Below are 15515 nucleotides of genomic sequence, written 5' to 3' on the forward strand. Positions count from 1 at the left end.
CACCACTCATTAAAACTTGTTTAGGATCGCTTGGAGCTCATTGTTGACTCGCAAGGCCCAACAGATGCGCCACCCTGTAGGAAGGGCTAGTGCACCACGTTGAATTGCGAGTAACGCAGCCTCATAACGACGGCTTGAGCCTGTGGATGTCACAGTACTTCCGTCTCGCCAATGATACCTAACCGTCGCTGATGGTGTCGCGCTGATGAATTGTAGAAATTGTTGTGTGGGGATGGCCGGACTAAACGACCCAAAGTACGCTACGACGGGATCCACTTTGCCACAGATTGTCATTCCCTCACGGGGCCCTGGATGAGGCAGCTCAGTTGACTTAAAAGTGTATCGGGGGGGACGCAAAGAACCCAACGGCCCTGGGGGAACTAGAAACGACGTGATATCAACGTGCGCAACGTCTCTTCCTATTTCTAATATACATTGAAGATCCAAATAAACGAGGTTTCCGCTAGACGGTTTAAAGTCTTGCTCTGCTCCCGCCTTGAGTAAGCTCACAAGGTCTGCCAATAGGCTTTTACCGTTTCTAGGCTCCGTGAGGGTGCCAGGGTTATAGACCCTAAGCGCTGCCTCAATCATGAAGAGTTGCTCAATGGGCATAGGGTAGAAAAGTGCTACATGCAGGGCACAGCGCATCTTGGCAGCCCAACGGCCAGTCGAGAATTCCCTCGCCTCACGGAATCCATCAGCAACAAGCATCTCTACTTGCTCCGCCACATCAATAGCAAGTGGCGAGCAGTAGTCGGCCATCTCGGATTCGATCTTCAGCAGTGACGCTTCGGTAAACACACCAAGCCTTGCCAATGTTTGCCAGAGACCGAGCATGCTCTGCGGAACGTAACTCGGAGGAGCAGCGTCTGGTCTTGCCGGAGAGATTTTTTCGCCAAGGGTTTCCTTTATAGCCTTAACAACATCAACGGCAGAAGTGTTGCTTTGTTTACTCGCACGCTCCGCTATCCGCAAGAACGTCGCAAACCTTCCTACGTGCTGGCAACGCTCAATAATTTGCGCAATATCAATATGTGGTGCTATGCGTTCCCACAACCCAATGGGATTTTCTTGCGACATGATGTCCAAAGCGGCAGCAGCGATGTCTGCACGGTTTTGTCGATCCATCGAAACCGCAAGTTGAAGGATGTGTGGGACCCATGCATCGCTAGAACGCAGTAGCCACAGTATCATCGCGGCGCCACTGTCACGACGCTCCCAAGCTGGATGGTCAAGTGTCCATAGTAGTAGTTCAAAAAGAGCTGCAGAAGCGCCTCCTGTCTCTCCTTTTCCAATATAAGAGAAAGGTGCTTGCGAGGCGCTACCAACCATTTGACCGACATGGTCCACAGCGACAGCTAGCAGGGAGGCTTGCTGTACAGGATCGACTTTCTCTCCAACAAGCTCGATTAGGTGAGATGCAATCCTCCATCGCTGAACGTGGCGCTCTTCGAGTATCAACGGCCCATAAAGATGCACAAGCGCATCCCCGTCTTCAATCTGACTCTGAATCAATCTGTCAGCGTCGCGAGCAGTGCCGTCGCCAGACCAGATAGACCATCCTCCTGATTGGAAAGCTCTCAACGCTCTGATGCACTCTTGAACAGCAGCAGAGGAATTGCGACGGTTTAGTTGAGACTGCGCAGTCTGAAGAGCTGTGGCGGCATCTTTGGTTGCAGATTGCTTTCCGAATGTTCCCGGCATGAACAACCGCTCATCGTCGAGTTCATCGTCAACGTTGGTTTTCGACTCATTAGGCGGACTCGCCGCCTTGTGATCTTGCTCATGACGAAGATCGAGGCTTGCAGCCAGTCTTTCATGTTGCTCGGTACTCAGCGCTGCCTTGGTTTCATTCAAACTGTCTGTAAAGCCCGACTGAATTCCCGCAGGAAGCCGAGAGACTAGCGCTACCAAAAGTAGTTGGGCGCGCTCAGAGTTCATGGCGTGAGCGATCGAACGGATTCGCATGGCCGCCCAAGCCAAGTCACTCGAATCGGCCGCCAACTCTGTGATGATTTCTGCGTACTCACGCCCCCAATCAGTTAGGTGTCGCTCGTCACCATGCTGATAAACTTCCAGAAGAGCCCAGCGCAAACGCCAGTCAGCCTGCCCCCTTGCTTGGCGGAGCAATGCCAGCAGAGCAGCCTGCTCCTCCAGCGCCCCGCCCGGAAACCGCATACCAACGAGCGATGAAATCCTGTCTAGATTTCCTGCCGATGCTTGGGCAAAGAGTTGCTCGAGCGAACCGCAGGCCTGATGCTTGAAGTATTCAACGGCGTCCGTGTATAACGACCGCCGACATAGTTGCCCAATGAAGTTGCCCTTGTCTGCACGGACGTAGCGCTGGAACGTCATCTCTCCACTCGCTCGTTCCAAATAGGCGGCAATTTGGGCAAGGGAAGAAGCTGGAACTGCCGAGTCAATGGAAAGCGACTCTAAGGTTCCTGACATCATTGAAAGTTGGTCTTCTTTGTACCAACTTGGCCCCATAGAAAACGACAGTACCGATTGGTAGGTCCGGTGCGCTTCCTCAGTCGCGCCCAACCTGGATAATAACGGAACGATGTGAAGCAGTTCTGGAACAAGTTCAAATCTGTTCTCCACATTGACCTCGACGTAGTCCCTCCAACGCAAGACAAGATTGAACAAACTGTCAGAGGTTGATTGGTTACTGTCACTCACGATGAAAACGCTGACTACGACTTGAATGGCTCGGCGGAAACCTTCGTTGTAGACACCAAGCTGATCATTGAATGCCTGTTCAATGTACTCAAGTAAAGCTGTCGCGCCCTGCGGAAAGCAGTCCAACGTGAGCCTAGCTAGTCGCTCGTAAAGCAGCGGGATAATTACCTCTGGAATGGAGTAACTACCTTTCCAGCGGATGCGGGAAGCTAGCTTGAAGGACAAAGAAGGAAGAATATAACTAGTGACAAATGACCACGTTTCATCGAGCGCTGCTTGGTCCGAAAGCGCCTTGGCTCGCCGTGCCCTGGCGTCGCTCCAAGCGATTGCCACGGCAACGGACTTCAGCGTGGCCTCCCAATTTCCAGGCATCGGCATCTGTACAAGAGGCTGATCAACGATTTCACGTAGAAAAAATTTGGCGCGCAGTTGGTCAAACGCTTCGCAAAAAGCCGATTCATCTATCTCCGCTCGGTTCTCTTTGGAAAACGATAGAGATTCGTCACCAAAATCAACGCTGGTGGAGTAGGCCTCAACAAGCTTCGGGTTTGCCCCGGCGTCGATCAGGACACGGCTGAATACAAAGCGCCTATCCTCAAAGCGAAGAGGTGCATCTATAACCCTCTCTATGTCTGAGAGCAGGAGATCGACCATATCCTTTGGTAGCTGAATGCCGTAGTGCCGTGAGTGCATCTCAGCGTGGGCCAGCGCCTGCAGGAATATCATCAACTGGTGACACGGGTCCACTTTTCCTGGGACATCTAGCTGTGAAAAGGTTCGGTATCTCCCCTGCAAGCAGAGTTGTGAGCCGACTAGTTCTCCAGTCATTAGTTGCAAAAATTCGCTCCGTTCGTCATCTGAGAGCGAGCTTTTTGGATTAAGTATAATGACTTTCATGATCACACTAAGAAATGCATTCACGGGAGGATCACCGCCAGCCGCGAGCGCTAGCCCATAGCCGCGCAAGCGAGCTGACACGGCATTAAAAAAAACTTCCGCACTTACACTCCCTTCGGACTGCCATCGTTCGAATACGCTATTAACCGCATACTGAGACTTATCTAAAAGGGTCAGGGCCTCTTCGTATCTGCCCGAACGGGTGAAGGCGTTTGCGACGGCAAAAACTTCATCGGCGTCGACGATAAGACGTCCATTTCGAACGACGTGTCTTATGGCTTCGTCCGTCTTTCCGAGAGACAGGAGAGCCAGAGCTACCAACTCTGCGGATTGTGCGAAAAGAGTGTCGTAACGGAATGTCAGTCTTTGAGATAGCAGGAGCAGTCGAACGGTGTCTGTTGCTGTCCCGATGAGCGTGGCTGAAGCGAGAGTTTCGTCGATGTCAGAGAGAAGTACGTCAGGCTCAGCACCAAGAAGAACGGACCTGTCCACCCAGTCCTGCTGACACACTTTTATCGCATGTAGTTGAGCCTCTCGGTCTCCAAGCAGGCCGTGGCAGATCTTGTTCAACTCTCCGTAATCACCGCTGGCAGGGAGTCCGCAGAATTGGGCTAGTCGAGTATGTATCCTCTGGCTTAGCGCTGTTGTTTTGTGGGCGATGAATTCTGAGAATGAAGGGTGATAGATTTCCGTGTTCTCTGGGCGAGAGAGTAGATGTCGGATTCGCGTAAGAGTAGGAACGAAGACTCCTGATTCGGCCGGAGTCAACATGGAGATCAGATCGGATGTGGGAATGCCCCAGCGGAGTCGGGCAATGATGCCAAGCAAGTTGATGGCATCAGCGTCAAATATTAGGTGGGACCATATGGTTTCGTAATAGTCCTGAATGGACCCACTGAACGCTGGTAGCTCAGCGATGTCCCCCTCGCTTGCTCCTCCGTTCACGAGATCTACGAGGTACCGAAGATAGAGAGGATGGCCCATTGCCCGGTCACATAATGTAGCCACCAATTCTGGGCTGACCTTGTCACGTTCAAGGAGCTCGACACACAACCTGTACTGGATTTCTCGCTTGAGTACTGGAAGAGTCAAACGCTCTGCGCCTTCAAGAATGCTGCCAATCCCGCTTGCAAGCGCATCCAGCCCGACGCCAGTAATTACGATCACAAGACCTTGAGGGACCTTGGGCGGCAGCAGACTTACGAAGCGCTGCAAGCTCTCTCTTCCTACAGCTGCAGCCTCATTTATCCCGTCAATGAACAGCACGCCAACCTTTCCTGCCTTCGTGCATCGGTTCGCAAGCGCCTGCAAAACCTCATGTGTTCTTTCTATAAGCTGGACGTATGAGAGCTCTAGCAATCGTGCTGGCTTACCGGTCGTTTTTGAGGATAGCAAGGAGTTTGCCCAGTCGAAAAAGACCTCTGGTTGGGCCTGATGTGCGGGTGTCAACCCATGCCCGCGCTCAGTTAATGCATATACTCCAAGAGTCTCTAGTTGCGATGCTTGAGGAGTGAAGCTTCTGCAATACGTCGACTTGCCGATGCCATGAGGTCCATCGACGAAAAGATAGCCGCCGCCCTTCTTTATGAGACTGGATTCAAAGCGCTCATCGAAGTCCGGGCGCAAGCCCGTCGGGGCGTCATCTTTAACCGGATCTGACTCGTTTGGCATCAAGCCATTGTCGGCAAGAAAAGGTTGCAGTTTCGCAAGACTCACCGCGCCAATAAAGTTGTCGATGTTGAGTCGGAGCATTCCGCGGCAGACCGTGCCAACCATAAGGGCGGAGCCCGACAGTCCGTGATACTCCGAAAGATGAATGCCCGGTTCAACAGAGAGGTCTAGATCTACACCGTGTAGCCGCTCGCTCAGGACCTGCTGAATCTCACCATTCAAAGCATGGCCAAGCGCTAACTTCACCACTGGATAGCCGAAAGCATTCCATCGCTCACCCTCCCGTGGGATTTTGACGTCAATAGTGATAGGGGCTATTGGGAGCGGTTCTTGTAATCGGAGCAAGCAAACATCGAGATCTTCGTCAAAAGATTGAGGCGTAACACGTTGTTCAATCTCTGTAGATCCTACCCGAAACCGAATCGTGGTGTGCTCGCCAGCCGCAACTTCCGTTGTCACGCAGTGATAGGCCGTTAGCACAAGCTCAGGTGAGATAAGCCATCCCGTCCCCGATTCGCCTTTTCCGATGACTTGGCATGTGGCCTGTTTGACTTCCTCTCCTGTCATGAGTCGCTCCCTTTCATTTGAATCCAGTGCTGGTCATCTATTATATGGACGCTGAACCTAGCGCCGGACCTTGATATATGTTCTTGCAGTCGTTTAGACGCAGTTGTCGCGTAATTGAAGTAAAGCTTTCTCTCGAAGGACGCCGGCCGATCAACAATCTCTGCCAGGACCTCAAAATCCGGATGGCCATGGTGAGAACCATCGGATGAGATGAGGAAGCAAGGTGAGTCAATAACCGAAAGTAGCTCCTCGCTTGTATTATGCAGACTTCCGTGGTGCGAAACCTTGATTGCATCGAAGAGAAGCGGCGAGGCCGTCGTCTGCAATGGCTTCAGCGCCGCAACAATGTCCTCTGCCCAAGCGTCACCGAGGAAAAGTACGCGCGATCTACCAGTGGAAAGGACAAAAGCTATGGAGCTTCCATTGGAGATGGATTTATCGGCAACGTACACTTCGGAAAGGCGACGGTCGAACTTAGCCGCGATGGGGGTAGCTTTGGGAAACGAAGGCTGAGGTGCAGCCGAGCACCACATCTCGTACGCATCGTCAACGAGGTCGCTGGATAGGGCTCCCCCCCGCAAACCGAGTTTCCTCATTTCTCTGAACCACAAGCTCCGCAGCGCCTCAAGGCGCGCAAACATTGGTCCTATCACTTGAATCTGCACACCATTCGGCAGGTTGAGCGGCGACGTTTTGTTGTCTATGGAACTAGTCCCGTCCCCCGCATTCCAGGCGTAGTCATGCTCCCTAAGTAGTCTGGCAAGTGAGCTTCCTTGAAGAGCGGTGATTTGGCTTGCCGAGCGGTCAGGAGCTTTAGGAAAACCACGGCGTCTCACTGCTTCAAGAACCATCAGATCCTGAATGCTGTCGGGGACATCAGTCGACTCTGGCAACGACCGCAAACTGTTGTGCCAGACTGCGTCTACTCCGATGGCTCTGGTGGCGAGAGACCCATTTGTAGAGAAAAACTCTAGAAGCCCACCTATATGATCAGCGTCTATGTGCGTACAAACAACCAGGCTTAGCCGACCGCCTAAATTTGAGAGCTGAGCCAAGTCTTGGGCCACGTGGTTCGAGTAGGTATTTGCGAAGCCAGCATCAACAAGAATATAGGTACCGGATGCATCGATTAGAAATGCGTCGCCGTTCCTTGCCGGGTACATCTTTACTCTCAGCATGGTGGCCTATGAGCAATGGATTTGCGGCAGTCTATCTTAAGAACCAATAACCATGCTTCGGGTATGTCCGAGAATATTGTGAATCGTCCTAGCTTTGTTGACAGGGAGTGATTACACCTAGCTTTTCTGTCCATCACGACTGGCCGCTTCGGGGCGATTTCTGCCTCACGCGACGGGTAGAAAATAGCCAAAAGCAGACTATACCCAAGCTTGCTAACCTGCAACCTATCTGCTTAGGAAGCGGCCCACGACTGCTTTTTGCTGAAGCTCCTCAATTGGTGATGGCGAAGAAATTGAACACATTGCACCCTAGGCGATGGCACTTTAGTCTTCTCACCATCAAAAATTGGTCGATATGACAGGGATCAACGATGCTTTATGGTCATCAAATGCAGTGGTTCAAGACTAGCCTTCAGGTTCAGAAGCTTGAGAACGACAATATCTGGAGTAATGTGCAGCTCCGGTTAGCGCGCCTTTTTCCACTGGTCGGTTGTAAGTTTGAGGCCAAGAAAGGACTCATGCGACTGGAGGCCACTCAGTGACCGTCACGCTGAATAACCTCGGCCTCGCCTGGCGCAAGGCAAAAGTTGACCTTTACTACTCGACTCAGCCGCAGATCCTTGCCATGGCCGAGTACGAACACGACCTTGCGGAAAATCTCGAGCGCCTTAGGGAAAAGCTTAATGGCAAGGATGAAAACTGGGTTAAGGAGGCCAGTTTTCTCGGTGAATGGACACTGGCCCCCAAGGCCATCAAATTTGCTCAAGTCGAAACGAAATATGAAAGTTCGGCCCTTATCTTTGCTTCCCCGGAAGATGAATGGGTCAGCCTGACGGAGGACGGTAAACAACCCACAGCCGAATTCCGCCTTATGGCCCAATGCAGCATGGATTTTCATACGCTGTCGACGCTGTGGATGATGGAAGTCGGCGACCTCTTCGACAAGGTGCTGGGCGACAACATTTACGGTAGTCGCTTGCGCCGTAATCGCCTCCATCAAATCAACAAGCTGGCTCTGGGCTCATTCAAGCCCTACCTCAAACCATTTCGTGACTGGCGCGACGGCGGCATCAAGGCTATGCGCTCAGCCCTAGCCGACAACAAGAAAGTGCTGGCGCTGACGGCCGACGTGAGTAGCTTCTACCATGAGCTCAATCCCGACTTCATGCTGGATGAAAACTTTCTCAGCCTGGCCGAAATCGAACTGAACAGCACTCAAGCCAAGCTTCACCGTCTGTTCATTGGAGCCCTGAAAATCTGGGCGAAGAAAACGCCCTTAGGAAAAGGCCTACCAGTCGGACTGCCCGCGTCCGCCATTGTAGCTAACTCGGCACTACTCCGGCTCGACCAATTCATTGAGCAACAGGTTGTGCCGCTTTACTACGGCCGCTATGTGGACGACATTATGCTGGTGATGGAGAACACCAGCAACATCAAAACCACTGAGCAATTCTGGAGCTGGGTGTTCAACCGCGATGGTGGTAAGGATCTGCTCGAAAGCAGTGGCGGCAGCATTCTGTTCAAACCGGACTACCTCAAAGGCAGCCGCATCGCTTTTGAAAACAGCAAGAACAAATTGTTCGTCCTTTCTGGCAACCCAGGCATCGCATTGGTAAATGCCATCTCCGAACAGATCAACCAGCGGGCCAGTGAATGGCGCGCGCTGCCGAATTTACCAGCCGCTCCCACCACCGTTGCCACCGATCTGCTCAAGGCTACCAACCACGCTGGCGAACAGGCCGATAACTTGCGCAAGGCCGACGCTTTGACCATGCATCGAGCAGGCTTCGCTCTCAATCTGCGCGATTACGAAGCTTACGAGCGCGATCTTCTCCCCCAAGCCTGGCAGGCGCACCGTCACACATTCTTCGATGCCGTAATCGATCACCTGCTGAAACCGGTCAAATTCTTCGAGCTGGCCCAATACCTACCACGCATCGTTCGCATGGCGACCACCTGCGAGGACTTCGAGCAACTCGGTCGACTCATCAAAGCCCTGGATGCGTTGCTTTCAACTGTCGAAAAAGATTGCCTAATAGAGATCAAAGCGCAAAAAGAAGTGGCCTCGATGGATGAATGCATAGAGCGCTGGCGGCTATCTCTGGCGACTACACTTTATGAAAACATCGTATCGGCTTTTCCCTGCTCCATAAGCAAAAGCGGCGTATCAGGCTGGAAAAAACTCATGGAAAGGCTTAAGGCCAGTCTGAAATTCTTGAGTTCGTTTCTGTTCGGAATGCTAGAGGATTTGGGCTCTGTGCAGGAAACCTACACCTTCCTGTTCAGCCACGACCTGGCGCATACCCCCTTGCGCTTTTCCGGCCTGCCCAAAGAGATGCTCAGCCCGCGTGGCATTCCGCAGTTCGACCGCCTCACGACTCTGAAAACTACTGGACTGTTAAGCAAGAAGGTGCTGAGAGGCATCGGTATTTTGTCGGATTGGCTCAGTTTGGATCACGGTACGCCTGCCGGGATGGTCTTCGCCACTCGCCCTTTCAGCCTTACTGAGCTGTATCTCATCGCCCCCACCCCCTTTGCGGCCAAAAAAATCTCCCAACTTGGCAAAGTAATTTGGGCGTTGCGTGGCTTTGAGCTGAAAGAGCACCAGATGCCCTTTCGCGATCCAGACTCGAAGGCACTTTGTATTCCCAATGGTGCTCCAACCGCTAAACAGACTATAGCGGTAGCCAGTTGGGAAACCCTCGACCAGAGCTTCGTAGCCGCCGCCATGGGCAAACCAGATCCGGACAGCCGTCGACGTTATCAGCGCCTCAACCGGCTGATCAACGAACTAATCTCAAGGCCTGATGGAACGGGCTACCTAATCCTCCCAGAGCTGGCGCTGCCTCCCCAGTGGTTCATGCGCATCGCCGACAAACTCAAAGGCCGCGGCATCTCACTGATTACCGGCGTGGAGTACCTCCATAGCGGCAAACGGGTACACAATCAGATCTGGGCCTCACTCACCCATGACGGCCTCGGCTTTCCCTCTCTGCTGCTCTACCGGCAGGACAAGCAGCTCCCGGCATTCCATGAAGAGCAGGAGTTGTTCCGGCTAGCAGGAGTCAGAATGAAACCGACAGTGAAATGGAAATCACCGCCGCTCATCCAACACGGCGACTTTCGCTTTGCCCTGCTCAACTGCAGCGAGCTGACCAACATTCGCTACCGAGCTACCCTGCGCGGTCAGATCGACGCCCTGTTCGTGCCCGAGTGGAATAGTGATACCGATACCTTCAACGCCCTAGTGGAATCGGCAGCTTTGGACATTCACGCCTACATCATTCAGTGCAACAATCGCCAGTACGGCGACAGCCGCATACGCGCGCCCTACAAGGAGCGCTGGAAGCGCGACGTGCTGCGGGTTAAGGGCGGTAATCATGACTACTGCATAACTGGCGAGATCGACGTGCTGGCTCTGCGTCAGTTCCAGTCCAGCTATCGCTCATCGGCTAAAGACTTCAAACCCGTCCCCGACGGATTCAACCAAGATATGGCCTCTAAGCGAAAAATAATCCCCAAAGGTGGGCAGGGATGAGCCCGCAACAGCGATTAACTTGATATAGACGGGGCCCACACTTGGTTACTCAAGGGATATCTACGTCTGATCCGGAGTGTGACTGCCAGCGCCGACCGGCTGCTTTGGGTCGATAGCGGCATGTCGTAACCGGCTGCAATCGACCCAAAGCTGCCCTTTACGGAGGGCAGCTAACGGCCAGAAGCGGACATGCTATCGAGCATAAATTCGCTAGTAGGAGTCTGATTCAGGTTTAATGCTTGCATCAGTAATACGGCTGACGCAGAAGTGACATGCGATGTCGTAGTGAGTTGGGCGATTCAATTCCATAAAAGGAAGAGCCTGTTCTTGCGTGGAAAACCTAACTCGGACTCTCTCACAAGCTTTAGAGGACCGCTCATGGCTGGTTTCTACCTATTCGACAGTTGCCGATCGCAGGTCATTGAGCAGAAGATTTTTTTTCAAGGATGAAGCTGCCATGAATCGTATTCGCCGGTCTCTCCGCCGTTCAATCGTGTTCCTTCTGCTGGTGCTGACCTGTGGTGCGGCGGCGTGGTGGGCAGTTGAACAGCACGAGAAAGTCTTCCGGCTGAGTTTCGTTCCAGACGCACTGGGCGTCACGGCGGTGACCTACTTCAGCGAGGAGTCATGGGGCTTTGGGCCGGGAGGCAACGAGTCAGGTATCCGCGTCTATCCGTTGCCGCCGACTACGGCTATAAGGGCTGGCGCGGGGTTATCGTTCTTCAAAAAACTGCCAGCCAATCCTCCTGACCCATCTAGGCACTGGAGGGGCAGCTATCAAAACTGGCAGGAAACCCCCGTCTCTCGTACTGAAAAACGTTGGCCATCCGAAGGGAAAAACCAGCCGATGAAAACGTACGACTATCTATGCAACTACGGTTTTTGCACTGATGTCGATCCGTCAGTCATTAGTGAGGTTGACGCCATTATCAATGCCCCAGGAAGCTACTACGCCTTTGGCCGGATTGGCGTGATCATTGTGAGCCCGTCCAAACGCCTGGTCGTATATCTGTTCAACGGCTGATCCTGGCCGACTGCTGCTTTTCGCGAGGGGCTGTTATGGGTCGAAATCCGCCGGTCATGAAGGGCAGCAGTCGGCCAGAAGCGGTCATCCATAGAACGCCTCGCCAAACGAGCTGAATGTTTGGAAAGAGTCGTGGCAAATAATCATGATCGCCCTCTCGGAATGCTCCATGGGGCGCACGATGCAGTTGGAACTCAACTCCTACTGACCAGCCCTCAGAAAAAGACACCCAGCCGAGAGTTTCTAGTGCGTAGAGTTGTGGAAAAGGCGTATTATATTCCGAAGTATTTAATTTAGAGCCCGAGATGTAAGAATGGCGAATAGTAAAGATGAAACAGCAGATTATTACTGGACTAGAGTTTTCACTAAAGAGAATATTGTTGAATACGGGCGGACAGCTCTAGATCTATGCTGTTGCTTGAGAGTACTTTTCAAGGAAGGCTACGACTCAATTGTAATTCCAAGTCGCGGCGCAATGCCGATATTTAGGGCTGCAAAGCATGCCTGGTTTAGTGAGGCAAATTACCTTGTAGATAGGGACAGTCGCTTTGATTCAAGGATGGAAATCCTAGGCTCTGCAATCCATGCGGTGACTATACTGCCATTCTCGGCAGACCCAGCTGAGGAGAAACAAACCTCAAAGGCCATCAGGCGTTTCTGGGTTAAGGTTTTGAGTGCGCTTGTTAGGCGGGATGGACAAGATCCGTATTTGACGTTTTATAAGAAATTAGTTCAGCATCTTCAGGGAAAGGAGCTTTCTCAAGTTCTTCCGCGCGATCTTCCTTCTGATAAATTTATCTTTATAGATACTGTTGTTTCCGGGCGAGCAGTCGACGAAATCCTCGAGGCGTTCGAGCTTGAGGGATTAGATAAATGTCATCTGATTCTTCTGATTGATCGTAATGGAGACTCTATACAGGGTGTATACAAGCGGAGAATTGAGGCTTTAGTGGCTGAGCGCCGCTGCACGCTGTTTTACTTGAATAGCCTTTGGACAGAGGATAGAGGCCCATCTGTGAGTGGAGTGTGGAGCACCGTGTATCCACAGATTCTTACTGAACTTCAAGGGCGGTTTAGTTGGTCTGATGATTGCTATGGTGCTGGTTCTTTCTACCATAAAGTGTCCAGCGCCCAGCTAGATGTCCATAGTGGAATCGGCAATCCAGATTACAACATGCCTATGACTAGGCTTCATGCCTCTATATCAGTAATGCTTCATTTGGTTGTAACTACTTTTCAGCAGCTTGACGTGATGACTGACGCAAGGCCTGAGCAAAAGAATACTCTCCTTAAAAAGATGCATCTGAGCCTTGACTTCCATTTGGCGATACTCAAAGAAGATCTTGATGAACTTATTTTATTTTCACCACTAGAGCAAGAGACAACATTAAAGCTTGCCGAACCAAGAGTTCACCAGAATTTTCCAAATGCCAGAGTTTCCGTCTCTAGCTCTCATCTAGTTCGCGTCGAGTTGCCCCGAGACAAAATTGAAGATTTATTTACGGATTATGAGCGCGCCATGCGCAACCATGATCGCAACGCGCTAGGAGATGAATGTTTCCGCCAGAAAAACAGCTGGTCAGTGGCAGTTGAGCAGTTACTTCAGGCTAGGCTCTGTACGAAATCCTGATAAATCCAAAAGCGGACGTAAAGGCGTTTGTGTAGTATCTGCCTCAGTTCCTACCTATATGAGAAACCTGATGTCTGGCCGCCGCTCCCCGTCCCCAGCAAGAGCTGTCCGAGACCTGCAAAACGCACGCTCGCTTTTGGGAAAGCACCTGAGCGAGCTTCTGCACGACCAATACTATTTCAACGACGAGAAAAGCTTGAGAGACATAGGTTCTTTAGAGTGGCGGTTTGGCGAGCGAGAAGTTTTATCCATGTATCTCTTGAGTGATGGCGAGAGAGTAGGCGCGGACTTACTGCCGTCTGATACGCCGGCTTCCTTTGAGATAGAACCGAACGCGAGCTGCTCATGGAAGCGAGAAAACCTGCTTACAGGTTTATCAGCAACCCACCTCGAGAACAAAAAAGTTTGTGCAGTTGAGGGGATTCTTGACTCTCTCTACGGGCAAGAGCCTTGGCTTGCCGGATTCAGAGTTACGTTCGAGACAGGTGACTCCTTGATCTACCTTAACCAGGGCGACGATGCCGTCGTTTTGATCAATGCGCTACCGCCAGTAAGTGTTGGCCTCGAGACCCGCTTCGTTACCTCAATTCAGTGACCGCTTCGGGTCCAGTTCATCGAAAGGATCGCCCATGAAGCGTTTCATCCAAGGTGAACATCGAGGCCAAAGCACTTTGCTTCCCGAAAGCCTCGACGACTACGTCAGCGATACCAATCCGGTGCGCGTGGTTGATGTATTTGTCGATGAGCTCGACCTGGTCAACTTGGGTTTTGACGGCGCTATTCCTGCTGCTACAGGCCGACCTGCTTATCACCCTGAAGTCCTGCTGAAGATCTACATCTATGGCTATCTCAACCGCATCCAGTCGAGCCGACGCCTAGAGCGAGAAGCTCAACGCAACGTTGAGCTGATGTGGTTGACGGGGCGTTTGATGCCGGATTTCAAGACCATCGCCAGCTTCCGAAAAGACAACAGCAAGGCTATCCGAGGCGTCTGTCGCCAGTTCGTGGTGCTGTGTCAGCAGTTGGGATTGTTCAGTGAAAATCTGGTCGCCATTGATGGCAGCAAATTCAAAGCCGTGAACAACCGCGACCGTAATTTCACCAGCGCAAAACTGAAGCGGCGCATGGAAGAAATCGAATCGAGCATCAACCGTTACCTGGCCGCACTCGATACAGCGGATAGGCAAGAGCCCACTTCCTCTGAAACCAAGGCGGTGCGGCTGGAAGAGAAAATCGCCAAGCTGAAAGCGCAAATGAAAGAGCTTCAGGCGATTGAAATACGGCTCAACGACTCGCCAGATAAACAGGTCTCACTGACCGATCCAGACGCGCGTTCAATGATGACGCGCGGTACAGGAATCGTTGGCTACAAAGTGCAAACAGCGGTCGATACTCAGCACCATCTGATCGTTGCTCATGAGGTGACCAATGTCGGCTCCGACCGCGATCAGCTCAGCTCAATGGCCAAGCAGGCTCGCGAGGCCATGGCATCGGATTCGCTTTCGGTGGTGGCTGACCGAGGCTATTTCAAAGGTGAGGAAATTCTGGCTTGTCACAACGCGGATATCACCGCGTATGTGCCCAAGCCAATGACATCAGCAGCCAAAGCTGATGGGCGTTTTAACAACGACGCTTTTATTTATGACGCGGCGAAAAATCAGTATGTATGCCCAGCCGGAGAAACGCTGATATGGCGTTTCTCCAGTGTCGAAAAAGGCATGAAGTTGCATCGTTATTGGAGTTCAAAGTGTCAAGGCTGCGCCTTGAAAACGCAGTGCACACCGAGCAAGCAACGCCGTGTTCGGCGCTGGGAGCATGAGGCGATATTGGAAGAGATGCAGGTCCGGTTGAACAACGCGCCGGACATGATGCGAATCCGCAAACGCACGGTCGAGCATCCCTTCGGGACGCTCAAACAGTGGATGGGCGCTACGCATTTTTTGACGCGAAGGCTGGAAGGCGTCAGTGCAGAAATGAGCCTGAATGTACTCGCCTACAACATGAAGCGGGTTATGAAAATCCTCGGCAGCAGCTGCTTGATGAAGGCGTTGTCGGTCTGAAAGGGTTGGCTTTGTTGCCTATCTGGCATGCTTGAAGCCTCGCTGGAGCCTTCATGATCCCAGTGACGTCCCGTAGGGCTTACCGCAAGCAACTACTCAGCTAACAACCGTCGGCGCTATGTGCCGACAGTAAACCCAGGCGTTTTTACACACTCTGGGTCGAAAGCTGTCATTCGTGAAAAGCAGCTATTGGTCGACTCTCGCCATAGACAGTAATAAATCCGCTCTAATTTTGTTTCACTTGGTCATCAAGCCGTTTGTATATGCT

At 52.1% G+C, this 15515-nt stretch carries 7 protein-coding genes; 5 read left to right on the top strand and 2 right to left on the bottom strand.

The annotated features are described in order from the left end of the window. Nucleotides 1-9 precede the first annotated feature (9 nt). Both avs1b and avs1a read right to left on the bottom strand, forming a co-directional pair. Entirely contained in the window at nucleotides 10-5817 is a 5808-nt protein-coding gene (gene avs1b, locus ASF84_RS21685; RefSeq protein ID WP_056840938.1) for an AVAST type 1 anti-phage system protease Avs1b, read from the bottom strand. Next, on the bottom strand, nucleotides 5814-6995 hold the full coding sequence (avs1a, locus tag ASF84_RS21690) for an AVAST type 1 anti-phage system MBL fold metallo-hydrolase Avs1a (protein WP_056840939.1): 1182 nt from the start codon (nucleotides 6993-6995) through the stop codon (nucleotides 5814-5816). The genes avs1b and avs1a overlap by 4 nt, the downstream gene beginning before the upstream one ends. A gap of 538 nt (nucleotides 6996-7533) precedes the next feature. Between avs1a and ASF84_RS21695 the strand changes: the two genes are divergently transcribed. The 5 genes from ASF84_RS21695 (at nucleotide 7534) to ASF84_RS21715 (ending at nucleotide 15247) form a co-directional block, all read left to right on the top strand. Continuing rightward, a complete protein-coding gene (locus ASF84_RS21695) occupies nucleotides 7534-10533 on the top strand; it encodes an RNA-directed DNA polymerase (RefSeq protein ID WP_056840940.1) in 3000 nt (999 codons plus the stop codon). Between the two features lie 457 nt (nucleotides 10534-10990). Further along, on the top strand, nucleotides 10991-11557 hold the full coding sequence (locus tag ASF84_RS21700; protein ID WP_056840941.1) for a hypothetical protein: 567 nt from the start codon (nucleotides 10991-10993) through the stop codon (nucleotides 11555-11557). Between the two features lie 313 nt (nucleotides 11558-11870). Next, nucleotides 11871-13187 (top strand): hypothetical protein, encoded by a 1317-nt coding sequence (locus ASF84_RS21705; RefSeq protein ID WP_156684337.1) that lies wholly within the window; start codon nucleotides 11871-11873, stop codon nucleotides 13185-13187. 70 nt (nucleotides 13188-13257) lie between these two features. Next, nucleotides 13258-13782, top strand: coding sequence for a hypothetical protein (locus ASF84_RS21710; protein WP_056841496.1), 525 nt, complete (start codon nucleotides 13258-13260; stop codon nucleotides 13780-13782). Nucleotides 13783-13816: 34 nt separating this feature from the next. After that, the gene (locus ASF84_RS21715; RefSeq protein WP_056840943.1) at nucleotides 13817-15247 is read left to right on the top strand and encodes an IS1182 family transposase; all 1431 of its coding nucleotides are present in this window, start codon (nucleotides 13817-13819) and stop codon (nucleotides 15245-15247) included. Nucleotides 15248-15515 lie beyond the last annotated feature (268 nt).

This window comes from Pseudomonas sp. Leaf127 (genome assembly GCF_001423155.1).
GTDB lineage: Bacteria > Pseudomonadota > Gammaproteobacteria > Pseudomonadales > Pseudomonadaceae > Aquipseudomonas > Aquipseudomonas ovata.